19 protein-coding genes, 1 tRNA gene and 4 pseudogenes are annotated in these 21,698 nt (G+C 60.4%); 10 read left to right on the top strand and 14 right to left on the bottom strand.

From position 1 onward, the window contains the following. Window positions 1–79 precede the first annotated feature (79 nt). Window positions 80–196 (top strand): annotated as a pseudogene (locus OVA00_RS32900) (transposase); the annotation flags it as partial. 235 nt (window positions 197–431) lie between these two features. Here the strand turns inward: OVA00_RS32900 and OVA00_RS32895 are convergent. After that, the gene (locus OVA00_RS32895; protein WP_234824612.1) at window positions 432–971 is read right to left on the bottom strand and encodes a transposase; all 540 of its coding nucleotides are present in this window, start codon (window positions 969–971) and stop codon (window positions 432–434) included. Between the two features lie 222 nt (window positions 972–1,193). Here OVA00_RS32895 and OVA00_RS32890 point away from each other — a divergent pair, with 222 nt between their 5' ends. The 7 genes and pseudogenes from OVA00_RS32890 to OVA00_RS32860 all read left to right on the top strand — a co-directional run bounded on the left by OVA00_RS32890 (window position 1,194) and on the right by OVA00_RS32860 (window position 5,700). After that, window positions 1,194–1,454 (top strand): transcriptional regulator, encoded by a 261-nt coding sequence (locus OVA00_RS32890; protein WP_112773023.1) that lies wholly within the window; start codon window positions 1,194–1,196, stop codon window positions 1,452–1,454. Between the two features lie 67 nt (window positions 1,455–1,521). Next, entirely contained in the window at window positions 1,522–3,255 is a 1,734-nt protein-coding gene (locus OVA00_RS32885) for a SulP family inorganic anion transporter (protein ID WP_112773027.1), read from the top strand. A 185-nt stretch (window positions 3,256–3,440) separates the two neighbouring features. Then, on the top strand, window positions 3,441–3,767 hold the full coding sequence (locus tag OVA00_RS32880) for a hypothetical protein (protein ID WP_112773022.1): 327 nt from the start codon (window positions 3,441–3,443) through the stop codon (window positions 3,765–3,767). 219 nt (window positions 3,768–3,986) lie between these two features. Further along, window positions 3,987–4,189: pseudogene (locus tag OVA00_RS32875) on the top strand (IS6 family transposase); the annotation flags it as partial. 156 nt (window positions 4,190–4,345) lie between these two features. Next, a complete protein-coding gene (locus OVA00_RS32870) occupies window positions 4,346–4,549 on the top strand; it encodes a hypothetical protein (protein ID WP_112773021.1) in 204 nt (67 codons plus the stop codon). Window positions 4,550–4,917: 368 nt separating this feature from the next. Beyond that, window positions 4,918–5,484: a hypothetical protein gene (locus OVA00_RS32865; RefSeq protein ID WP_112773020.1), complete on the top strand. Its 567-nt coding sequence runs from the start codon at window positions 4,918–4,920 to the stop codon at window positions 5,482–5,484. Between the two features lie 139 nt (window positions 5,485–5,623). Beyond that, window positions 5,624–5,700 (top strand) — tRNA-Ile (locus OVA00_RS32860). Between the two features lie 174 nt (window positions 5,701–5,874). Here the strand turns inward: OVA00_RS32860 and OVA00_RS32855 are convergent. Continuing rightward, complete coding sequence (locus tag OVA00_RS32855) at window positions 5,875–6,789, bottom strand: LysR family transcriptional regulator (RefSeq protein ID WP_268090475.1); 915 nt, start codon at window positions 6,787–6,789, stop codon at window positions 5,875–5,877. Between the two features lie 118 nt (window positions 6,790–6,907). On the opposite strand from OVA00_RS32855, the gene OVA00_RS32850 reads away from it, so the two are divergent. Together OVA00_RS32850 and OVA00_RS32845 are read left to right on the top strand one after the other, a co-directional pair. Continuing rightward, complete coding sequence (locus tag OVA00_RS32850) at window positions 6,908–7,444, top strand: hypothetical protein (RefSeq protein ID WP_268090474.1); 537 nt, start codon at window positions 6,908–6,910, stop codon at window positions 7,442–7,444. An 11-nt stretch (window positions 7,445–7,455) separates the two neighbouring features. Continuing rightward, window positions 7,456–8,442 carry an NAD(P)H-quinone oxidoreductase gene (locus tag OVA00_RS32845; protein ID WP_268090473.1) on the top strand — a complete coding sequence of 329 codons (987 nt, stop codon included), beginning with the start codon at window positions 7,456–7,458 and terminating at the stop codon, window positions 8,440–8,442. Window positions 8,443–8,710: 268 nt separating this feature from the next. On the opposite strand, the pseudogene OVA00_RS32840 reads toward OVA00_RS32845, so the two are convergent. The 12 genes and pseudogenes from OVA00_RS32840 to OVA00_RS32785 all read right to left on the bottom strand — a co-directional run. Further along, a pseudogene (locus OVA00_RS32840) lies at window positions 8,711–8,818 on the bottom strand (FAD-dependent oxidoreductase); the annotation flags it as partial. Between the two features lie 21 nt (window positions 8,819–8,839). After that, entirely contained in the window at window positions 8,840–10,309 is a 1,470-nt protein-coding gene (locus tag OVA00_RS32835) for an NAD-dependent succinate-semialdehyde dehydrogenase (protein WP_112773016.1), read from the bottom strand. Beyond that, window positions 10,306–11,076, bottom strand: coding sequence for a TSUP family transporter (locus OVA00_RS32830; RefSeq protein ID WP_255381583.1), 771 nt, complete (start codon window positions 11,074–11,076; stop codon window positions 10,306–10,308). Before OVA00_RS32830 ends, OVA00_RS32835 begins: the two co-directional genes overlap by 4 nt. Window positions 11,077–11,078: 2 nt before the next feature. Beyond that, the gene (locus tag OVA00_RS32825) at window positions 11,079–13,070 is read right to left on the bottom strand and encodes an alpha-glucosidase (RefSeq protein ID WP_112773014.1); all 1,992 of its coding nucleotides are present in this window, start codon (window positions 13,068–13,070) and stop codon (window positions 11,079–11,081) included. 10 nt (window positions 13,071–13,080) lie between these two features. Further along, window positions 13,081–13,839 carry an SDR family NAD(P)-dependent oxidoreductase gene (locus OVA00_RS32820; RefSeq protein WP_112773013.1) on the bottom strand — a complete coding sequence of 253 codons (759 nt, stop codon included), beginning with the start codon at window positions 13,837–13,839 and terminating at the stop codon, window positions 13,081–13,083. An 8-nt stretch (window positions 13,840–13,847) separates the two neighbouring features. Continuing rightward, window positions 13,848–14,723, bottom strand: a complete 876-nt coding sequence (locus OVA00_RS32815) for an SMP-30/gluconolactonase/LRE family protein (protein ID WP_268090472.1) — start codon at window positions 14,721–14,723, stop codon at window positions 13,848–13,850. Window positions 14,724–14,742: 19 nt separating this feature from the next. Further along, a complete protein-coding gene (locus tag OVA00_RS32810; protein WP_112773011.1) occupies window positions 14,743–15,546 on the bottom strand; it encodes an HpcH/HpaI aldolase family protein in 804 nt (267 codons plus the stop codon). Between the two features lie 11 nt (window positions 15,547–15,557). Beyond that, window positions 15,558–17,294 carry an L-arabinonate dehydratase gene (gene araD / locus OVA00_RS32805; RefSeq protein WP_112773010.1) on the bottom strand — a complete coding sequence of 579 codons (1,737 nt, stop codon included), beginning with the start codon at window positions 17,292–17,294 and terminating at the stop codon, window positions 15,558–15,560. After that, the gene (locus tag OVA00_RS32800; RefSeq protein WP_112977063.1) at window positions 17,291–18,145 is read right to left on the bottom strand and encodes a carbohydrate ABC transporter permease; all 855 of its coding nucleotides are present in this window, start codon (window positions 18,143–18,145) and stop codon (window positions 17,291–17,293) included. Before OVA00_RS32800 ends, araD begins: the two co-directional genes overlap by 4 nt. A 3-nt stretch (window positions 18,146–18,148) precedes the next feature. Further along, a complete protein-coding gene (locus OVA00_RS32795) occupies window positions 18,149–19,084 on the bottom strand; it encodes a carbohydrate ABC transporter permease (protein ID WP_234824611.1) in 936 nt (311 codons plus the stop codon). Between the two features lie 64 nt (window positions 19,085–19,148). Next, window positions 19,149–20,384, bottom strand: coding sequence for an ABC transporter substrate-binding protein (locus OVA00_RS32790; protein WP_112773008.1), 1,236 nt, complete (start codon window positions 20,382–20,384; stop codon window positions 19,149–19,151). Window positions 20,385–20,424: 40 nt separating this feature from the next. After that, a pseudogene (locus tag OVA00_RS32785) lies at window positions 20,425–21,500 on the bottom strand (ABC transporter ATP-binding protein). Window positions 21,501–21,698: the final 198 nt, after the last annotated feature.

Genomic DNA, 21,698 nt, shown 5'->3' with positions numbered 1-21,698 from the left:
CGCGGCGATGAAGCCGAAGTAGAACCCAGATATTTCTCTACTTAGAGTTTTCTCGGGCTTTATGATCGAGGAGATTTTGATGAAGACGAGCAGATTCAGCGAACCGCAAATCCTTGCAATCCTGCGCCAGGCGGAGGGCGGCGTTCCCGTGCCTGATCTATGCCGGGAGCACGGGATGAGCACGGCGTCGTTTTATATCTATGGACTGTTCCCCCGTTGCAAGCTTGATGTTGAAGCGGTTTGAAGCACCCAAATGGGTATCCGCACACATACGCCTCAACAAATGGGAGGCCTTGTCGGCCACTATAAAAGACATGTTCCGTATGTGCCGGTCCGACCGTTCATTCCATTTCAACCGCCAGCCTGCAATTCGCATGCTTGCCCTCAGGAATTGGCTCGGTATTCGCCACCGTGGTGAAGCAAGGCCCAGATTACCCTTGCGTTTTTGTTGGCGACGGCAACCGCTGCCCGGTTGTAACCACGCCTCTCCCTAAGCTCGTTGACCCATTCGCTGGCAGGGTCAGATTTTCGTTACGCAGTACGCACCACAGATCGCCCGCCGTGGACCAGACGTGTTCGCAGATGTTGGTTGCCCCGCTTGCTGATGCAACCCGTCTATCGCCGCTGGAATGTTGTCGCGGTACCAGCCCCATCCAGGCAGCCAGATGCCGGCCATTTTTGAAGTCTCCACCATCACCAACAGCGGCGACAACTGCCGTCGCAGTCTTGGGCCCAGCGCCACGTATGCTGGCAATGCGCTGGCAAACGTCACTCTCGCGGAAGACGGCTTCGATCTGCTTGTCGAAGTATCTGATTTTTTCGTTGAGCTGCAGAAGTAAGGCGTGGAGCGTGCCGATGATTTCGCGCGTCAGCTCGGTGATATCGATCCTCGGATTGTTGATGATCTCTGGTATCGTTCGCTGGGCGATCGAAGCTGACTTTGCAATTGCGACTCCGCGCTCGAGAAGCAAGCCTCGCATCTGGGAGATCAGGGCGACACGTCGTCGCCATTGTGCAGCGATGTGGCAGTCTATCAATTGACTAGTTCAGCGTCTTCGCGCCGGTGGCCATGCAGCAATCGGGTATCCGCGCGCCAAATACAAGTGGCGATCAAGGTTTTCGTTCTTATTGATGTTTTTTAGTTCGATGGTAATGCTGATGATGTGATTTCTCATACATTATTTGAATGCCCGATGATCACCGCCGCCCAGCTTCGTGCCGCCCGTGCTCTTCTCGACATCGACCAGAAAACCATGGCTGCGATGGCGGACGTCTCCGTGCCGACCATCCAGCTCATGGAGGGCAGCACCGGGAATGTGCGTGGCGTGATCGATACCTTGGTCAAGGTTGTCGAGGCGCTCGACCACGCAGCCATCGAGCTGATTGGCGAGCCCGCCGTCAGCGGCGACGGCGGGCGCGGTGTTCGTCTCAAAGACCCCGTGAATACGGGCTAGTTTCAGGAATTCCGCGAACGCGGCGCCGACCGGCTGACCGGCCGACGATCCACAAGAAGGGATGGTCATGGTCGCCCGAACTGCTGAGCCCGGCTTTCTTGAGTTGTTCACCCCCAAACTTGTCACGGTTCTGCGCGAACGCTACGGCCTCGCGGACCTGAAAGCTGATGCCATTGCCGGCGTGACAGTTGCCATTGTGGCGCTACCACTGTCGATGGCCATCGCGATCGCCTCCGGCCTCACGCCCGACCGCGGGCTTTACACGTCAATCGTCGGAGGCTTCATCGTTTCCGCACTTGGTGGCAGCCGCTTTCAAATTGCTGGGCCGGCCGGTGCGTTCATCGTGCTCGTGTCGGCGACCGTGGCGCAGCACGGGCTCGACGGCCTGCTCCTGGCGACGATGATATCCGGGGCGATCCTGATGGCGGTCGGCCTGCTGCGGCTCGGGACCTTCATTAAGTACATCCCCTATCCCGTAACGGTCGGGTTTACCTCTGGCATCGCGGTCATCATCTTTGCCAGCCAGCTCAAGGAGCTGCTTGGCCTGACGCTCGACAAGGAGCCGGGGCCATTGTTACCGAAGCTCCAGGCGATTGGCGGCGCCATGGCGACGGTCAATATGTCGGCGATCTCCGTCTCAGCCCTGACGATCGGCGTGATCGTCGTCGTCCGCCGCTTCCGTCCACACTGGCCAGCTTTAATTATCGCAGTGGCGGCCGCAGCCAGCGCCACTGCGCTGCTCGGATTGCCGGTCGCAACGGTCGGCACCCGCTTCGGCGGCGTTCCGCAGTCAATTCCGATGCCGCAGATGCCAGTACTCTCCTGGGCGAAGGTGGCCGAAGTCCTGCCGTCCGCGCTTTCCTTTGCGCTCCTCGGCTGCATCGAGAGCCTGCTCTCGGCGGTTGTGGCGGACTCGATGACCGGCCGGCGGCATCGCTCGAACTGCGAACTGGTGGCCCAGGGCGTGGCCAACATCATCGCTCCGCTCTACGGCGGTTTCTGCGTAACCGGCAACATCGCCCGCACGGCAACCAACGTCCGCTCCGGCGCCCGCGGCCCAGTCGCGGGCATGTTGCATTCTGTCTTTCTGCTGCTGTTCATGCTCATCGCCGCGCCGCTTGCCGCGTACGTCCCGTTGTCGGCACTGGCTGGTGTGCTGGCTGTCGTAGCCTGGAACATGGCGGAAAAGCACGAGTTCGCGACGCTCGTGCGCGCCTCGCGAGGCGATGCCATTGTGCTGCTGACCACCTTCTTGCTTGTCGTGTTTCGTGACCTAACCGAGGGGATCTTGGTGGGCTTTGCGCTGGGGACGCTGCTTTTCCTGCACCGTATGGCCGAGGCTGTCCAAGTCGAGCACACATGGTCGGTGGCGGAACTGGATAAGCCCGACACGATCAATGGCAACGGACGCAAGCCGTACGAGGCGGATTTGGCAACCGATCCGGACATCGTCGTTTGCCGGATTTCGGGGGCGTTCTTCTTCGGTGCGGCAGCGGGGGTCGGTGCCGCGCTGGATCGTATCGGTGAGCACCCCAAGGCCTATGTCATTGACTTCTCGAATGTGCCGATTCTTGACTCGACCGGCGCCGCGACCATTGAAGGCTTTGTACGTAAGGCTCATCATCAAGGCGCCACCGTTCACATTGGCGGCGCGTCATCGTCGGTCCGGCGCGTGCTTCTCGTGCACGGCATGCGACCACCGCGGGTGCGCTTCAAGAGAACGCTGGCCGACGCAGTGACGGCCGCGCGTGCTGGAATAAGGCAAGGGACGCAGAAGACAGAGAACCAACAGGATGGCTGACCTTATCCAATTAGGGTGACTTTTCGGGGGCAACGGCTACCCAATTGTCCCCGCGTGGCCGGTGCATTAGATGGCAACTCGCTCCGGCGTTTTTAAATATTAGGAATTTATTATATATCCATTAGTGCGGGCATGGCCCGAGGTTTTTGGATCACCTTTCCGCCGCAACTTGCAGGAAAGAGCCGATGAAGACCATCACTTTGACAGACGAGCAATATGCTGTGCTGCGGGCGCTCCTTGAATGGACTTGTGGCCATGCATCTGACGATGACGGCTATCTCAACGATGAAGACGATCGTGGGCATAGCGCGGCTGCGCAAATCGTCTTAAGCGATGCAGCACTCTCAGCGCTTGGATACAGGGATCCAGATGCACGAGACGACCCAAGAATCGACGAAGAAGTGACCGACCTCGTGTTCAGCCTCTATGACGTGATTGTGGAAGCGGCCTTAGCCGAAACAAAAGCTCAGGGATCAGTTGCGCCATCCGTCGACGGCTGTTTCGACCCTTAGCTGTCGAGTTGGTCTTCGTTCAGACGATTGAGGTGGGGTCGCTTGAAGCCCACGGTTCGATTTTGATCCTCCAACTTCGGCGGAAAGCTCCTCCCCTCGCCATCTCGGAGACCTTACTGCTCGCGTGAACGCCGGTAAAAGCGCTGCCTCGCGGAACCTAGCCGTGGTGCGGCATCGTAACGTTAAGCGGCCATTGGTGAAAATGTGGCATCTGGCGGCATGACGAGACTCGCCCGTGATCCGCTTTATCGACGTCATCGATTTCCCGCAGAGGTGATTGTCCCTGCGGTGTGACACTGCTTCCGGTTTCCGCTCAGTCTGCGCATGGTCGAGCATATGTTGGCAGCGCGTGGCGTCATCCTCCCTCACCAGACCATGTGGCTCTGGGGGAGAAGTTCGGAAGGCATTTCGCCAACAATATCGCCGTAAAGCTTGTCGCTACGAGAATCTGGTCTCAAAGTTTGTGAGTCCACAGCCTAACACAGGATAGGCGTTGGGGCTTTGATCACGGACAATGTGAGCGCGGCTTCCATATGACAGGGTGGTAAAGATTTTCGTCGCAATCCGAAGGTGTCGTTATGAAGCATGCAGTTCTGTTGCTTTTGGCAATCGCCGTAGCGGGATGCACCCAGACCGACCGCCACGTTATTGTGCCTGGCTATGCCTACAAAACCGATCCGGCCTGCAAGCGCACCAAACCGCCCGAACAATTTGACGAGCGATGCGATTGCCCAAAGCTCGGGTTCAAAGGCTTCACGCCACCGACATCTTGTGGCGAGTGAAGCTTGGCGGACCTGTGGCGTCGGAACTTTACTCAGACGGCATCCCGCGACGTCGTCGTGGTGGCTAGGCACGCAAGCGACTAGCGAGTTGGCCGAAGCTATGTTGCACATCTTAGCGTTTGAAAAGAGGGCCCGCCGCCGATGCCAAATCGGCAGCGGGCCAGGGTACCCGGCAATGCGGGGGAGGAGGTCCGCATCGCTAACTCCGCTTATAAAACATAGATGCCTAAAAAACAAGCAAATTCGAATTCCGTTTAATTTTTGATCAGTTGACCCCACTGAGACTACAAGCAGCAAAATTGATGACGGTCAAACCGGTAACTGACAAAGCGTTGTATTCTTAAAAAATCGGAAACGTGGAGGCGGAGATGGTGGACTTGATCCTCAGTCAGGCGCAAATAATTTCAGCACCGCCGGAAGTGAAGGAGTGGTTGAAAACCCTTCTTCTGGAAGAACTGGAGATAGGGCTGCTGCCGCCAGGGGTCTCCGAAAAGGAAAGAGAAATAGCCTTGACCGAATGCGGTTTCAAAGAGGCCGGCCTCCTGCTCGAGCAAATACGAAATGACTATGTCACCTGCCAAGTCTTCTTTGAGTTAGGGCGTGACAATCCGATCAACCGCTTGGGTCAAGGCACGCTTCACAGGATATCGATTGCCGACATCCTTCGACATACGCGCCTGGCGGACGCAGAGCACCTCTACGCTTCGCTCGCGAAGATAAGGGATGCCTTTCAAACAATCTTGGGCAACGCAAACGCAGAGCTCTTCGCGTTTGATCATATGGGCGGTCTATATATTCATGCCACCACGAGAAAAAGTGTCAAAACGTTGTGGCAAACGCTCATTACCCAGCGAACATTCGATCTCTCCGAGTTACCTGGAATGGCCTCACCATCTGGCCCGGCCATACCTCTTAACTCGCGGATTGCGACCTGAAACTCTTGACTGGGCGTGCTCTGGTGGCGACGAGCAAACTTGTCGCACCACCAGGTCCGGGCTTCAGACTGCTATGACGGGGTATCGTCTCGGAGCCCGCGAGCGGATTCGGCTTACCGTCCTTAGAAACTTTCTCGTGGGGCCTGTAGCTCTATGGTTAGAGCCCTCGGCTCATAACCGATTGGTTGCAGGGTTCGAGTCCTGCCGGGCCCACCAACAAGCGTTCTGCTCCTGGTAGTTTACCAATCGTCTGAACAGCCAGCAGATCGCGCCGCTTGCTGCTGGTAAACCCTCGTGGGAGTCTTGAACGGACTCTGCCGCACCACTGCAACTATGACTGGCGGCTATCGCGTCGGCTTTTAGGGAAGCCAGCTTGCGGTCACCGCCCATTCAGTTCCAGCGTGGTGGAGCCCCGATATGACTTTTCAGCGCCTCTGTGAATGCCCTGACTTTGGCAGATGGCACTTGGAGCGCGCGCAGGAGGTAGATCCCCGAAGGCCTCTCATTCCACCCTTCGCCCGATAGCGAAAGGCGCACAAGGTCACCCACCTGGACTGAAGGTCCTGAGACCCAGCTCGGCAGGAATGCCACACCCATTCCCTCGATCGCGGCCCCGTTCAACGCTTCAAAATCGTCGGACCGGAAGACGACTTGCTCACAAGTTTCTGGAGTCGGCGCCCCGAGAATATGCGACCAGCCAAGAAGATCATTGCCATGGAGCTTGTCGAGGACACGATGTTGGCGGAGCGCGTCCTCACTGTCCGGCACGCCATAGTGCTCAAGATAAGTAGGGCTCGCCACGACGATGCGATCGTGGGGTGCCAGTTTGGTCGCGATCAGCGTGCTGTCCGATAGCTCCCCCATTCTCACCACCAAATCGAGCCGCTCTGCAACCGGGTCGGCCAGCCGCTCGGTCAGATCCAGCTCGACATGCAAGCTCGGGTGTTGCTGCGCAAGCGACGCCAGAACAGGAATGACATAGCGTTTTCCGAAGGTCGGGAAGCAAGCGATCCGCAGCGTGCCGCTGACCGAACTGTCAAACGCTGCAACCTCGGCATGGGTATCGGCGAGATCGTCAAGCAAGCGCTGCGCCCGTTCAAAAAGGTGACGTCCCGCGTCCGTCAAAGATAGCGCCCGTGTAGAGCGCACAAGGAGCGGGACTCCCAGGTCCTGCTCAAGCGCATCGACCTGACGGACGATAGCCGAGGGAGTGACAGCCCGACGCCGGGACGCGGCCGAAAAGCTGCCCGCGCGGACGACGTCGACATAAACCGCCAGATGTTCGGCGAAGCGTGGGTCCCTCATCTTTGCCTACGACGCAAAACCGTTCCGACCATTCAGTTGGTTATCATTCGGGGGCATCAGGAGCACATTCCTTCTCGTCAACGGGCAGTTGCACTCACCAAACAGAAGGAACACTCCCATGGTCAAGGTCCTCGATACAATTCTCTCACAATCCGCCTATTCCGCACAGATTGACGTTCCGCTCGAAAAGATCGACATCGCCGATTGGCTCTTCAACCTGCCCGAAGCCGAATATCTCCGCTGCTGTCCGCCCGACCACATCGCAGGCGGCGTCACCTGGACCGACGACGGCCGTCGCATGTCGATCAATGTCGAGCAGATCGGCTCGGGCCTCGTCGTGCAGCACTATGTCGCCGAGGTTGCTGAACCAGCCTATTGCCGCATGAACTCGATTTCGGATGTCTTCACCGCCAGCGGACGCACCCAGGTCAATGTCGTCTGGGAGCTCATTGCAGAGAAGATCGACGACCGCAGGACGCGCTACACCAACAAGGTCACTGCCCATCCGACGGATGCGTTCATGACCTTCATCCAAGACCGTGGCGTCACTTATGAAGACGCTGCGGCAGCCCGCCAGGCTGCAGGCGGAGACCATAACCGGCGCGAAACTCCGCTATTTGCCGCCAGCATCGCCCGGCGCGCGCTTTCGAAGTAAGGACCCATGCGATGAAAGCGATCATCTTCGATGACTTCGGAGGCGCAGATGTCATGCGGCTCGGCGAAGCTCCAATGCCTGAGGTGCGTCCCGACGACCTCCTGGTTAAGGTCATGGCGGCAGGTGTAAACCGCGCTGACCTTCTTCAACGAGAAGGCGTCTACGGTTCTCAGACTTACGGCGATAGCAACATTCTGGGCCTTGAGGTCGCAGGAGAAGTGATAGCCGTCGGCAAGGCAGCCAGCGGCTTTGCCGTTGGCGACCGTGTCATGGGCATTGTGGGTGGTGGCGCCTATGCCCAGTATGCGCGTCTCGACAGCGGCATGGCCGCGGTCATTCCGGCCGGCCTGTCCTTCATCGACGCAGCCGCGGTCATGGAAAGTTTCGTGACTGCTTGGGAGGCGCTTTCGCACCTCGGCAAAGCTGCGCAAGGTGAGACAGTTCTCGTTCATGCTGCCGCGGGCGGAGTCGGATCGGCTGCCGTTCAACTCGCAAAGGCTGTCGGAGCTACGGTGTTGGCCACGGCATCCACAAGCAACATCGAAAATGTGCTATCGCTCGGTGCAGATGCTGCGTTCGACTACAAGGAGGCCGACTTCGAGGCTGAGAGCATTGACGCGACAGCTTCTCGCGGTGTGGATCTGATCATCGACTTCGTCGGCGGGTCCTATCTGGCGCGCAACATCAGAAGCCTCGCGCCGGGCGGTCGCCTCGTTCAGGTCGGCCTGCTGGGGCGCGATGACAATGCCATTATTCCTCTCGATATCTTACTTCACAACCACATACAATTGATGGGCACGGTCATGAAATCCAGGTCGCGGTTGGAGAAGAGAGCGATGATCCGCCGCTTCCGCGACGAGATGCTGCCGATGATGGGAAAGGAGCTACGGCCAGTCATTGGCGCGGTATATCCAATCACGGCTACATCGGACGCCCATCGACGAATGGAGGCCGGCGGGCTATTTGGGAAGGTCATTCTGACTGGTTTTCATGAATGACGCAGGCAGGTGTGGCCCACCATGCCTCGAAGGGATGGGAACTGCAGCTCCGTCATTGTTTAGGCGGGCGCCTTGATGGGAATCGAACCGGCCGTCAAGCAGATCGATCCGACGGGAAAAACGTACCCGCTACCGTTACCGACCGGAGTCAGAAGGCAAAAAATAGTAGGGCGGCCAGCGTCATCTCGCGGCGCAACGTGACGTCAATCGGTCGCCCGACCCCGTTCTATAAGATAACGGCAATCGCGTCCTCAAGGCCTTTTGGCAGACTGCCGCTGGCGAGGTCGTTCATTTCGGTTAGCAGTACCTTGTAGCCGCGGCTGGCCGCGTCACGCGCGACGCCGCAGCCATTGATGCCGCCGCCGATGACGAGAATGTCGTAGTCGAAGGCCCACCTTCACAGTCCGGCAACACAGACATACTTCAACTCGAGGAAGCCCTCGATGCCGTACCTCGAACCCTCGCGCCCGAGACCTGACTGTTTGATGCCGCCGAACGGCGCCATCTCGTTTGCGATCATGCCCGTATTGACGCCGACCATTCCGGCCTCCAGCGCCTCGGCGACACGGAAGACACGCGCCATGTCCTTGGCGTAGAAATAGGAGGCGAGGCCAAACTCGCTGTCGTTCGCCATGGAGATCACATCGGCTTCATCCTTGAAGGCGATGATGGGCGCGAGCGGAGCGAAGGTTTCTTCGCTGGCAACTTTCATCGACTGGGTGACGCCAGCAATGACGGTTGGCTCGTAGAAGCTACCGCCGAGTGCGCTGCGCTTGCCGCCTGCGAGCAGCCGCCCGCCCTTTTCGAGCGCGTCGGCCACATGCTCCTCCATCTTTGCGACGGCCTTGTCGTCGATCAGCGGGCCCAGGCTAACGCCGGCCTCCGTGCCTCGGCCCAGCGTCAGTGTCGCGACCTTGGCCAGCAGCTTTTCCGTGAAAGCTTCGACAACGCTTTCCTGCGCATAGATGCGGTTGGCGCAGACACAGGTTTGCCCTGCATTGCGGAACTTCGAGATCATGGCGCCTTCCACGGCCGCATCGAGATCGGCGTCGTCGAAGATAATGAACGGCGCGTTGCCACCAAGCTCCAGGGAAAGGCGCTTGATGCCGTCGGCGGCTTCCTTCATCAGCCAGCGCCCGACGCCGGTCGAGCCGGTGAAGGTGATCTTGGCGACCTTCGGGTTGTGGCAAAATTCCGCGCCGATCGGCCGCGCCTCGCCGGTGACGACCGAGAAGACACCCGCCGGCACCCCTGCCCGCTCGGCGAGCACGCCGAGTGCCAGCGCTGAAAGGGGCGTCTGCGAGGCGGGCTTCAGGATCATGCTGCAACCGGCAGCAAGTGCCGGGCCGGCTTTGCGGGTGATCATCCCGTTCGGAAAATTCCACGGAGTGATGGCGGCGCAGACGCCGACTGGCTGCTTCAGGACCATAATGCGCTGACCCGCATTGGCTCCGGGAATAATGTCGCCGTCAATGCGCTTGGTCTCTTCGGCGAACCATTCGAGGTAGGCAGCGTTGGAGATCACCTCGCCCCTGGCCTCTGCAAGCGGTTTGCCCTGTTCCGAAGTTAGGATTAGCGCCAGATCATCGGCATTCTCGAGGATGAGTTGGAACCAGGTGTTCAGCACCTTGGCGCGTTCTTTGGCGGTGCGCTTGGCCCAGAGTTTCTGTGCGGTCTCGGCGGCGTCGATGGCGATGGCGACTTCCTCGCGCGAGAGCGACGGAACGTCTACGATCACCGAACCGTCGAAGGGATCGGTAACGGCGAAAGTGCGCCCATCGGCGGCCGAAACCCACTGACCGCCGACGAAGGCCTTGTGGATGAGCAGGCTTGCATCCTTGAGTGCTGACTTGAGCGGGTGCGTCATGAAAGATCTCCAAAAAGCTTGAGGAAGGCGGGAGCGGCAAGCGAAATGCCGGACAGGAACAGCAGGCAGAAGGCGACGCAGCGCAGGCCCGTCGGGGTCAGCGGCGGCGGATAGCGGCGGGCGAGCGCGGTGAAAACCATCACGACCGGAACGCACAATAGGCCCCACCAGAACGAGGCCGACGGCATGGCACCAGCTCCGGCGACGAGCAGGAGGCGAAGCACCGCATTTACGGCGAAGACGGCGACGAGCGTCTCTCGAATGGCGGCCGGGCGTAGCGGCTGGCGATAGAAATGGTAGACGAGCGGCGGCCCAGCGGTGGAAAAGAGCCCGCCCATTACGCCGGCAATGGCTCCGAAAATGGCGAAGGACGCCGGGCCCGAGGGCTTCCGGAGCGGTGCGGGACGCAAGAGAAGTTGAATGCTCGACAGGACGATGATCGCGCCGAGCACCAACTTCAGCCAGTCGAGCGAGGACGAAACCAAAAGCCCAAGGAGCCAATAGCCGATAACGAGGAAGCCGAGGCTGACGAAGATCACCAGAAGGAACTCTCGCCGTGCGATATCGCGCCAGCCCTTGGCCAACACCTGCGCGGCATTGACGATGGCCAGCACACCGACGAGCACGGCGGCATCCGGCAGTGGCACGACACCCGTCAGCCCGACGCCGCCCATGAACAGCAGACCGAGCGCGAAGCCCGTCAGCGTCTGTACATAAGAGGCGCCCGCCGCCAGTAGCAATAGCACGGCAAGGCTCAACATGCCCATCGTCAGAGCGTCCCGATGCCCGCGAAAAGTTCTGCGCGCGCCGCGCCGACGCGGTAGAACACGGCCGGCTGACCGAGCGGCGCAGCCACGGTCACCTCCCGGCCGCCTTCGTGCTTCTTGCCGCTCCACACATGCACCCAGCGGGTACCCTTCGGCAGATAGACGGTGCGCTCCTCTTCGCCCGCCTTCCAGACAGGGGCGACGAGTAGGTCCGCACCGTAGAGATAGACGTCCTGGATGGTATAGGTGGCGCGGTCGTCCTCATAGTGCAGGAAGAGCGGGCGCTGAACGGGGAGGCCCGTCTCCGCCGCTTCGGCCGACAGTGCCTTCAGGTAAGGCGCAAGATGCACGTAGATCGCGGTCATGCGTGCGAAATGGGCAAGCACCGCCTCGTCCTGGTCGATCTGGAGATTGTCCCGCGGGCGGTTGCCCTCATGGGTCCGCATGACCGGCGTGAAGGCGGCCATCTCGGCCCAGCGCATCAGCAGTTCGGCCGTGCGCACATTGCCGAACAGGCTTGTATAACCGCCGACATCGGAATGATGATAGGCATTGCCCAGAAGACCTGAGGACAGAGCAGCGCACATCACCGTGACGAGGCCGTCATGGCGGGAGAAATCAACCGACTGGTCGCCGCCCCAGAGAAGCGGGCAGTAGGCCTGTACGCCGGTATAGCCCGCGCGCATGAAGAACAGCGCCTCGCCCGTCTTGCCACGGCTTTCCACTGCGCGGGCATTGACCTCTCCCCAAAGAGTCGGCCAGGCATTGTGCATCAGCTTGGCATCGACGCCGTTGGCGAGCTTGACGTCGATTGGCAGGTATTCACCGAAATCCGCCATCCAGCCGGAAAGACCGTAGTCCAGCATATTCTGGCCGATCACCCGTTCGGCGAACCAGGCGCTCGCATCGGGATTGGTAAAATCGACTACGCCGCAGTCGAACTCGCCGAAATCGACCAGCGCCGTTTTGCCCTCGTCGTTCGTGGCGAAGTAGCCCTTCGCTTCGGCTTCCGGAAAGAGCGAGCCGTCAACGCACAGATAGGGGTTGACGTAGCCGAGGAAACGAATGTTGTCATTGGCAAGCTCGGCGATCTTCTGGCGTAGGTGCGGGTAACGCTCCTCATTGCCTACCCAGTCCCAAAAGAGACGCGCGCCAAAGGAGGTGTGGCGTAGCCCCACCCAATCCTCGCACCAAAGACCGGACACCTTCACCCCGGCAGCGCGGATCTTCTCCAGCCGCTCGAAGGAGGTCTTGCCGTCCTTAAGCCCGATTATCGCGCCTTGATAGACCCAGTCGGGTAGCTGCGGCTGGCGGCCGAAGCGCAGGGAAAGCTTTCCGACGAGCTCGCGGAAACTTTCGGCGGCAAAGAACTCGATCCGCTCCGGTACAGCCCATACCTCCACCTCGTGGAAGAGTTCGCGGCGGAAATCGAAGACGGCATAGGCGGTGGTGTCGACATGCAGGGCATAACGCTTCGACGAGACAAAGGTCGGCTGCGGATAGTTGGTATTGTAGTAATCCCCGCCCGCCTTGCCCGTGACGTCAGACTTGAAGGTGATTTCTGTCGTCTTGTCGCGGCCGACGCCGGGCTCGGACGTCCAGAGCGGGAAACGGCGGCGACGCATGTCGAAGTAAGACATCTGCTCGCCGCCGCCCCAGACATGCTCGTCCTTTTCGGCCACGGTGCGCAGCCAGAGACGGTTGATGCTGGCGTCCTCGGCGCGAAGCGCCAGCGTATCGCCCTCGACCGTCATCACAAGGCGCACCGGCTGGCCGCACATAGTGGAGAGGCGGATCGTGGTGCCATCCACCTCCGCATGGGCGAGCGGGGTTCGCTCGATCACATAGTCTTCAATGTCAAAGTTGCCGCGGTACATGTCCTTTCGCTCCTCTCCGCGGCCGACGAAAACGGCGGGGCTACTCGTCGAGTGGCGCAGAATTTCAAGGCCGCAGAGGGATAGCGTGAAGCCGGCGGTAGTCTTTTCGAGAAGCATGACGAAACCTTCAGTTCTGGGTAAGGCCGGCATCGACGAAGAAATTGGCGCCGGTGCAGCCGCTACTCTCATCGGAGCCTAGAAAAAGCGCGAGGCGCGCGACATGGGCGGCGTCGAGGCGGAATTTTAGCGATTGCAGGTCAATGAACTTCTGGCTCTCCTCCGGTCCCGCCCATAGCGCCTTCTGCCGCTCAGTGACGATCGCGCCTGGCACGATGCAATTGACGCGAATGCCGTCGGGACCGAGGTCGCGGGCCAGCGTGCGCGTCATCCCGTTGATCGCAGCTTTGGCCGTCGTGTAACCAACCATGACCGGATTGCCGCGCATCCACGAGACCGACCCCATCATGACTATGGAGCCGCCGCCCTTAGTCCGCATACCTTTTGAAACGGCCTGCGTTGCGAAGAATTGGTGGTCGAGATTGAGCGCCAACATACGTCGCCAATAGTCCGGCTCAACATCGTCCATGCGGTGGCGGTCATCCTTGCCGGCATTGTTGACAAGCACGTCTACCGCGCCGTTTCGCTCTTCTACCTTGGCCACCGCCTCTCGTAGGGCAGGAATGTCCGTCAGGTCGCAGCCGTAGAAATCCGCGCCCGTTTTCGCTGCAGTCGCCTTGCCGGCGTCCTCATCAATGTCGAGGAAGGACACGCGCGAACCCTGACTGCGGAACGCCGCCACCATGGCCTCTCCGATACCCGAAGCGCCGCCCGTAATCAGGACATTTCGACCTTCGAGCGAACGATATCGAACTGTTTCATAGGTCATTGCAGATCTCAGCAGCTTGGATTGAACAGAGGCCGGGCAAGGCCGGCAACGTCGGTGCGCATAGCAAAGAGCGCCCCAGAGAGCGGATAGGCAGCGAGTTCTGCCTCCGACCGGCCAACGCTCGCGCTGGTGCAGTAGAGCGTCCTCAGATCCGGCCCGCCGAAGGCAACCATGGTCGGACACTTGGCGGGAACCGGATACTCGGCAAGCAGCCGGCCATCGGGCGCGTAGCGCTGCACACGACCACCTTCGAAAAGAGCCGTCCAGTAGCAGCCTTCGGAGTCGACGGCGCCACCGTCCGGGCGGCCCTTGTCCTTATCCGAGCCGAAGCGGGCGAAGACCTGTCGGTTTGTCGCCGCACCTGTCGCCGGGTCGTAGTCATAGGTATAGAGCGTGTAGCGCAGCGTGTCGGAATGATAGAGCCGTCGGCCGTCCGGCGAAAACGCGACGCCGTTCGACGTTAGCAACCCTTCGGCAAGGCTGGTGAGGCCGCTTGCATCGCAACGGTAGAGGCTCGCAACGCCTTTCTCCCGCGTTTCGTCCACAGTTCCGGCGACAAAGCGACCGACCGGATCCACGCTGCCATCGTTGAACCGACTGATCTCCTGGTCTTCGGGATTTGCGGCAAGCATTCTGCGCGGCGTGCCGTCGGCTCCGAGCATCCAGAGGCCGGAGCGCAATCCGGCGATGAAGCCGCCGCCTTCGACCAGACCGATGCACCCAACCTCCTCCGGAAGCTCCATTGTCGCAAGCGCCCCCGTCGCCGGTTCGAAGCGGTGGATGCGGCAGCGCTTGATGTCGACGAAGTAAAGCATTTGGTCAGCAACCGACCAAAGCGGGCATTCACCAAGCGCCGCCTGGAAATCGAGAACCGGGGAAAACACGTATTCCACAGCCCCGCCCTCAGTAAGCCGCCGCTGGTGTCGCGGGCGCTTCGGTCGTGCCTTTCAGCTGCGCAAGCCATTCGTTTGCGCGGCCAGTCATCATGGCGATGTCGGAGGCTATGGCCGCGAAATCGTAACCGTAACCGATAAAGCGCTTCACCATGTCAGGGTTGGGACCGACGATGCCGAGCGGCTTACCGACCGCATGCGCGTCCTTCGCCGCCTTCTCGATCAGGGCCTGGACCTCCGGGTGGGCGATATTGCCGATATGCCCCATCGCGGCGGAAAGATCGCCCGGCCCCACAAAGAGCGCGTCGATCCCCTCGACCGCGGCGATCTCAGGCAGACGCTCGATCGCTTCTGGAGTTTCGAGCTGCACGATGGTGCAGATGTCGTCGTTTGCGCATTTCAGGTAGTTCGGGATCGTGCCGAAGCGTGACCCGCGATGCACGGCGGCAACACCACGGATGCCAAGCGGCGGATAGCGGGTATAGGCAGCGGCCGCCTTCGCCTCCTCCGCATTCTGCACGAAGGGCAGCATAACGGTGCGTGCACCGGCATCGAGCGCGCGCTTGATAAGCACCTGATCGTTCCAGGCAAGCCGCACCACCGCGTCCGCGGGTGTGCAGCCGATGGCGCGCAAGATATGGGCCAGATCGGTGAATTCGACCGGCACGTGCTCCATGTCGACGACGAGGAAATCGAAACCACCATAACCAAGCGCTTCGGCCGTCGCGGGTGCGGCAGCCATCAGCCAGGTGCCGAGCGGGGTGGCGCGCGCCTTGTCGCTCAGCCAGGACTTGAAGGGATTGTTGCTGCTCATGGGATCGTCCCTCAATAGATCGGCGGTTCGGGCACAGCTTGCGTGCCGGTCAGGAAATCGAAGTCGCAGCCCTCATGCGCCTGGCTGACGTGGCGTTGATAGAGAGCGGCAAAGGAGCGCTCGTAAACCGGCGCTGACGGCCTCCATTCAGCCCTGCGCCGAACAAGCTCGTCCTCGGAGACGCGCATGTTGATCGTTCCGGCGGCAACATCGAGTTCGATGAGGTCGCCGGTCTGGACCAAAGCGAGAGGGCCGCCGATCGCGGCCTCCGGCGAGACATGCAGAACGCAGGTGCCATAGTGGGTGCCGCTCATGCGCCCGTCGCAGACGCGCACCATGTCGCGCACGCCCTTCATCAAGAGCTTCTTCGGGATTGGCAGGTTGCCCCATTCCGGCATGCCGGGCGCCCCGACCGGCCCGGCATTGCGCAGCACGATCACGGTATCCTCGGTAATGTCGAGGTCAGGATCATCGAGCGTTTTGTTCATCGTACGGGGATCGTCAAAGACGATTGCCGGACCGACATGTTTCAGGAATTTCGGATTAGCGGCGGACGATTTCATGACCGCGCCGTTCGGGGCGAGATTGCCACGCAGCACTTCGAGCGTCTTGCCACGGGCGAGCGGCACGACGGGATCATCCTCGCCGCGGATGACGTCATCGTTCCAGCAGTCCGCAGTGGCAATGTTCTCGCCGAGAGTGCGTCCGTTGACGGTCGGGCGATCGAGCGTCAAGTGGCGCGACAGCTTCTTCAAAAGCGCATTGATGCCGCCGGCGAAGTAAAAGTCCTCCATCAGGTATTCGCCGGAGGGAAAGACGTTGGCAACGACCGGCACCTTGCCGGCCATCGCCGCCATATCGTCCAACGTCAGATCGACGCCCACGCGCTTGGCCATTGCAATGAGATGCACGGCGGCGTTGGTCGAGCCGCCGAGCGCCATATAAGCGACAAGGCCGTTGAGGAAGCTATCGCGGTTGACAATTATCGACGGCTTCAGATCTTCCCAGACCATCTCGACGATGCGTGAGCCGCAAGCCGACGCCATGCGGGTATGGCCGGAGTCGACGGCGGGGATGGAAGACGCCCCGGACAGCGTCATGCCCATGGCATCCGCGATAGAGGTCATGGTCGAGGCTGTGCCGATCGTGTTGCAGGTGCCCGGCGAGCGAGTCATACGGCTTTCGAGATCCACCCAGTCGTCGCGGGTGATGTTACCTGCTCGCAGCTCGTCCCAGTACTTCTTGGTGTGCGTGCCGGCACCTGTCTTAACACCGCGCCACTGGCCGTTCGACATCGGTCCAGCCGGGCAGAAGATGACCGGAATATCCATCGAGAAGGCGCCCATCAGCAGCGCCGGGGTCGACTTGTCGCAGCCACCGAGCAGCACTGCGCCGTCGATCGGGTGGCAGCGCAACAGTTCTTCGCATTCCATCGCGAGGAAGTTGCGGTAGAGCATAGTGGTCGGCTTCACCATGACCTCGCCAACGGATATCGCCGGCAGCTCGACGGGATAGCCACCCATCTGCCAAACGCCGCGCTTCACAGCTTCGGCCCGGTCGCGCAGATGCGCATGGCAGGGGCTCATCTCACTCCAGGTGTTGATGATGCCGATAACGGGCCGCCCCATGAATTCCTCGCGCCGCATGCCCATCTGCTGAGTGCGTTGGCGGTGCGCGAAGGCGCGCATATCGTCGGTGGCGAACCAGCGCTGGCTACGCAGTTCTTTAATGTCGAGCTTCCTGGTCATCCCTTGATACCTCCGGCGGTGAGGCCCGAGACGACGCGCTCCTGGAAGATGACGATCAGCACGGCGACGGGCACGATGCCGACAACCAGTGCAGCCGAGATGACCGGCCAAGGGAAGGCGAACTCGCCTTGATAAAGCTGAATGCCGACCGGGAGTGTGCGCAAAGCCGGATTCGAATTGAAGGACAACGCCAGCAGGAACTCGTCCCAAGCATTGACGAAGGCAAGGATTCCGGCGGTGAACACACCCGGCGCACAGAGCGGTACGACCACCTTGAAAAGCGCCCCCAAACGCGTGCAACCGTCGATCATCGCCGCGTTTTCAAGGTCCCGTGGAATGCCTTCGAAGAAGGAGACGAGCATCAATGTGCAGACCGGCAGAGACAGGACAGTATAAGGTAGCACCAGCGCGACCCATGTGTTGAGGAGGTTCAGCGTGCGCATGATCTCGAAGAGAGGCACGAGCAGCGTGACCAGCGGAAAGGTCGAAACCGCGATGATCAACGAGAGGATAAGGCCGCGATAGCGCAGATTGAGCCGTGCCAGCGCATAGGCTGCGAGCACCGAGACGAGCAACGTAAGGCAGGTGGACAGCAGCGCGACCATGAAGCTGTTGAAGAGGAACAGATGCAGCGGTTGATCCGAGAAAGCCTGCATGTAGTTCGCCAGCGTCGGAGCGTGTGGAACCCAGGTGATAGGCTTGGCAGTGAGCTCCGCCTCCGTCTTCAGCGAGGTGAAGAGAATCCAGAGCGCCGGGAACATACCGTTGACGATCAGCACGGCCCCGGCGAGGAAGCGCAGCGGGCGGCCGGATAGAAGCCCGGAAATTCCGGGGGCGGCGACGGCACTCATGGCTTACTCCTTGGTCCGGATGGCACGCAGATAGACGGCGGTCACGCACATCGACAGGGCAAACATCACGACGGCAAGCGCCGAGCCGTAGCCGAGATCGAGGAAAGAGACCGTGTTCTGGTGGATGTACATGGCGAGCGTCGAGGTCGACGTGCCGGGGCCGCCTCCCGTCATCATATAGGGGATGTCGAAGGTCTGCAGCGCCGTGATGGTGCGGAAAATCAGCGCGACGACGATCGATGGCTTCAAGAGCGGTAGTGTGATCTCGAAGAACTGGCGGATCCGGCCGGCGCCGTCGACGTCGGCGGCCTCATAGAGCGAGCGCGGTATCGTCTGCAGACCGGCAAGAATGATCAGCGCCATGAAGGACGAGGTCTTCCATACGATGGTCAGACAGATCGCGGCAAAGGCCCAGTTCGGCGAGTTGAACCAGATGATACCCTCGAACCCCAGGCGGATTAGCACGTCGTTGACGACGCCGTATTCCGAATGGAAGAACCAGGCAAAGATCAGGCCGGCGAACGAGAGTGGCAGCGCCCAGGGGATCAGCAGAGAAAGGCGCACTGGCCACTGCACGCCGAAAGGGAGATTGGCAAGCAGGGCAAGTGCAAGCCCCACCAGCAGGGCGCCAGGCACAGTGATGAGGGTGATGAGGACGGTATTCCACGTCGTTTCCCAAAAGACCGGATCCTCCAGCATAAGGCTGTAGTTTTCCAGGCCCACGAACTCCGCGGGTAGACCCGACGTCAGCGACAGACTGAAAAAGCTGGTGTAGCCAAGGCGCAGCACCGGATAGACGATGATCAACGCAAGAAGGATCGCCGCTGGGGCAAGCAGAACCACGGCAAGCGCCCGGTCGCCGAGATCAAGCCAGCGCGTCCAGGCTGGCGGTCCGCGGTCAGCACTGCCTGCCGCATTGAGGATGGAGGTCGTCGTCACCGGTGCAACTCCCGACAATTCAGGTTGGGTAGCCGAAAGGGAAGATCCCTTCCGGCGCTTGCGATCAACGCAGGATGCGCTTCAGGCGGGCTTCGATCTGACTGGCACCGTCTTCCGGTGTCGTGACGCCCGCGAGTACCGCGTTGACGGTGGTGCGGATGACCTCGCTAACCTCGTTGTATCGCGGCGTCACCGGGCGTGGCTTGGCGGTCTCGACCACCTGCAGGGCATCAGCGAACCAAGGCACGGCTTTCAGCACTTCGCTATTGCCATAGGCGGCGGCATATGTGGGCAGGAGCGAACCGTTGGCGGCCATGAACACCGAGACGTCCTGGCTCGAGAGATATTCGACCAGCTTCTTTGCTTCGTCCTGATGGGTGGAGTAGGCCGAAACGCCCCACTCCCAGCCGCCAAGGCAGCTCGCCTGCTCGCCGTCGCCGAGTGCCGGCAGGCGCGTGACACCAACCTTGCCGGTTACCGCCGATTCAGGGCCCTGGAAATGCGTCCAGGCATAGGACCAGTTGACCGCGAACACGGCGCTGCCAGCCTGGAACTCCTTGCGCGTGTCGTCGGTGGCAACTTCCGCAATGTTCTTCTTGGCCACGCCTGTATCGACGAAATCCTTCCAAAGCTTCAGCGCCGTCACGGCCGCATCGTGGTCAAAGGTGAGCTTCCCGTTTTCAACGAGATTCTTCCCTTGGCTCCAATAGGGCAGCAGAAAGGTGCAAACCGCACCTTCGATGGCCTTGCCCTGAAAGGAGAGACCCTGGAGATCGGGATTCTGCTCGCCTTCCGCCACCTTTTTGGCGGCGGCGGCCAACTCGTCCCAAGTCTTTGGAGGAGTGATTCCGTACTTTTCGAGCAGATCCTTGCGGTAATAGAGGAACATCGCGTCCGCGAAGGCCGGCAGCGCGACGACCTTGCCATCAACCGTATTAGCCCCGGCATAGGCCGGGAGGTAGACGGACATATCCTTGTTCTCGAAGGCAGAGGTCCAGCCAGCGGCGGCATATTGCGCAGGGCGGATGACGTCGAGCATCAGCACGTCGAGGTTGGTGTCCTTTGCAGACATGACGGTGTTGAGATATTGCGCCTGCGCTTCGGAGGTGTTGCCGCCGGTCTCGATCGCCACCTTGACGCCCGGATTGGCCGCCTCGTATTTGTCGAGCACCTTGCGCCAGACATCCGGCTGGTGTTGACTGGAAACGAAGATTTTAAGATCCGTGTCCGCAAAGGCCGGCATGGAAAATGCAAGCACGCTGGTCGCGGCGATCACGCTCGCCATGGTTTTGATGTTCATTCTATCCTCCCGTTGATTAGCGACGCAAAACGCCTGGCGCTCAGTTGATGACGCGTTCGCTGGCGGCATCGAAAAGATGGATTTTCGACGGATCGACTGCGATGCGGATTTCAGCGCCCGGCTCGGGCCGCGTCTCGGGCGGCATGCGGGCGGTCAGCACATCGCCGCCAACCGAAAAATGCACCAGGGTGTCGGAACCGAGCGGCTCGACGACCTGTACGCGAGCTGAGAGCGTCGCCGCCGGATCCGGGGCCACACCGAAATGCTCCGGTCTGATGCCGACGATAACATCGCGGCCCTCAGAACCGTCTCACGTCCCGCCCGAACAGCGGATAGCGCCAGCGTGTTGCCGTCGGCAAAGGCGAGACACCCAGATTGGATTTTCGCCTTCGCAAAATTCATGGCCGGCGACCCGACAAACCCACCGACGAAAACGCTCCGCGGGCGATTGTAGACCTCGTCAGGCGTGCCGACCTGCTCGATGTCGCCACCCTTGAGAATGACGATACGGTCGGCTAGCGTCATGGCTTCGACCTGGTCGTGCGTAACATAGATGATCGTTGTCCCGATCTGGTGATGCAGGCGCTTGATCTCGGTGCGAACCTGACCGCGCAGCTTAGCGTCGAGATTGGACAGCGGTTCGTCGAACAGAAAGACCTTCGGGCGGCGCACAATGGCACGCCCCATGGCGACGCGCTGGCGCTGGCCGCCTGAGAGCTGGCCCGGACGACGCTCAAGCAGATGGCCGATGCCAAGCATCTCAGCCGCCTCATTGACACGCTGATCAGCCTCGCGCGGCGCAACACCGTGCACCTTCAGACTGAATCCCATATTCTCGCGCACCGTCTTGTGCGGATAGAGGGCGTAATCCTGGAAGACCATTGCGATATCACGCTCGCGCGGCGGGAGGCGATTGACCACCGTTTCACCGATGCGGATTTCGCCGCCAGTGATGGTTTCGAGCCCGGCGACCATGCGCAATGTGGTGGACTTCCCACAACCCGACGGACCGACGAACACGACGAATTCGCCATCGGCGATTTCAAGGTCAACGCCTTTGACGATGCGCAGCGAACCGTAACTTTTCTCCAACTTTCGCAGGCTGACAGAAGCCATTCTTTCCTCCCAACAGCGGCCGGGCATCCGGCTTAACTGCACCCGATAATAGCGCTACGATTTTTGCGAAACAAGATACGCTGGAAAAAATGTTTGCGAGGTTGCCAACTCTGACGAAGATGACTCTGACGAACCAAATAATGCTATCTTTTCAGCGAATTACATCTTATCACAGTCGCGATTGTTGTTGAGGTCGGA

Origin of the sequence: Ensifer sp. SL37, assembly GCF_026672675.1 — a bacterium.
GTDB lineage: Bacteria > Pseudomonadota > Alphaproteobacteria > Rhizobiales > Rhizobiaceae > Ensifer > Ensifer adhaerens.
The sequence above is the reverse complement of the archived record's forward strand: the minus strand, read 5'-3'. Positions and strand labels throughout refer to the sequence as shown.

Bases quoted from the DNA above. Each gene is read 5' to 3' on its own strand.
- OVA00_RS32865 (WP_112773020.1), top strand. From the start codon at position 4,918: ATGGTGGACTTGATCCTCAGTCAGGCGCAAATAATTTCAGCACCGCCG.
- OVA00_RS32820 (WP_112773013.1), bottom strand. From the start codon at position 13,839: ATGACCTATGAAACAGTTCGATATCGTTCGCTCGAAGGTCGAAATGTC.
- OVA00_RS32890 (WP_112773023.1), top strand. From the start codon at position 1,194: ATGATCACCGCCGCCCAGCTTCGTGCCGCCCGTGCTCTTCTCGACATC.
- OVA00_RS32850 (WP_268090474.1), top strand. From the start codon at position 6,908: ATGGTCAAGGTCCTCGATACAATTCTCTCACAATCCGCCTATTCCGCA.
- OVA00_RS32845 (WP_268090473.1), top strand. From the start codon at position 7,456: ATGAAAGCGATCATCTTCGATGACTTCGGAGGCGCAGATGTCATGCGG.
- OVA00_RS32800 (WP_112977063.1), bottom strand. From the start codon at position 18,145: ATGAGTGCCGTCGCCGCCCCCGGAATTTCCGGGCTTCTATCCGGCCGC.
- OVA00_RS32855 (WP_268090475.1), bottom strand. From the start codon at position 6,789: ATGAGGGACCCACGCTTCGCCGAACATCTGGCGGTTTATGTCGACGTC.
- OVA00_RS32790 (WP_112773008.1), bottom strand. From the start codon at position 20,384: ATGAACATCAAAACCATGGCGAGCGTGATCGCCGCGACCAGCGTGCTT.
- OVA00_RS32825 (WP_112773014.1), bottom strand. From the start codon at position 13,070: ATGCTTCTCGAAAAGACTACCGCCGGCTTCACGCTATCCCTCTGCGGC.
- araD (WP_112773010.1), bottom strand. From the start codon at position 17,294: ATGACCAGGAAGCTCGACATTAAAGAACTGCGTAGCCAGCGCTGGTTC.
- OVA00_RS32835 (WP_112773016.1), bottom strand. From the start codon at position 10,309: ATGACGCACCCGCTCAAGTCAGCACTCAAGGATGCAAGCCTGCTCATC.
- OVA00_RS32885 (WP_112773027.1), top strand. From the start codon at position 1,522: ATGGTCGCCCGAACTGCTGAGCCCGGCTTTCTTGAGTTGTTCACCCCC.
- OVA00_RS32830 (WP_255381583.1), bottom strand. From the start codon at position 11,076: ATGGGCATGTTGAGCCTTGCCGTGCTATTGCTACTGGCGGCGGGCGCC.
- OVA00_RS32880 (WP_112773022.1), top strand. From the start codon at position 3,441: ATGAAGACCATCACTTTGACAGACGAGCAATATGCTGTGCTGCGGGCG.
- OVA00_RS32810 (WP_112773011.1), bottom strand. From the start codon at position 15,546: ATGAGCAGCAACAATCCCTTCAAGTCCTGGCTGAGCGACAAGGCGCGC.
- OVA00_RS32870 (WP_112773021.1), top strand. From the start codon at position 4,346: ATGAAGCATGCAGTTCTGTTGCTTTTGGCAATCGCCGTAGCGGGATGC.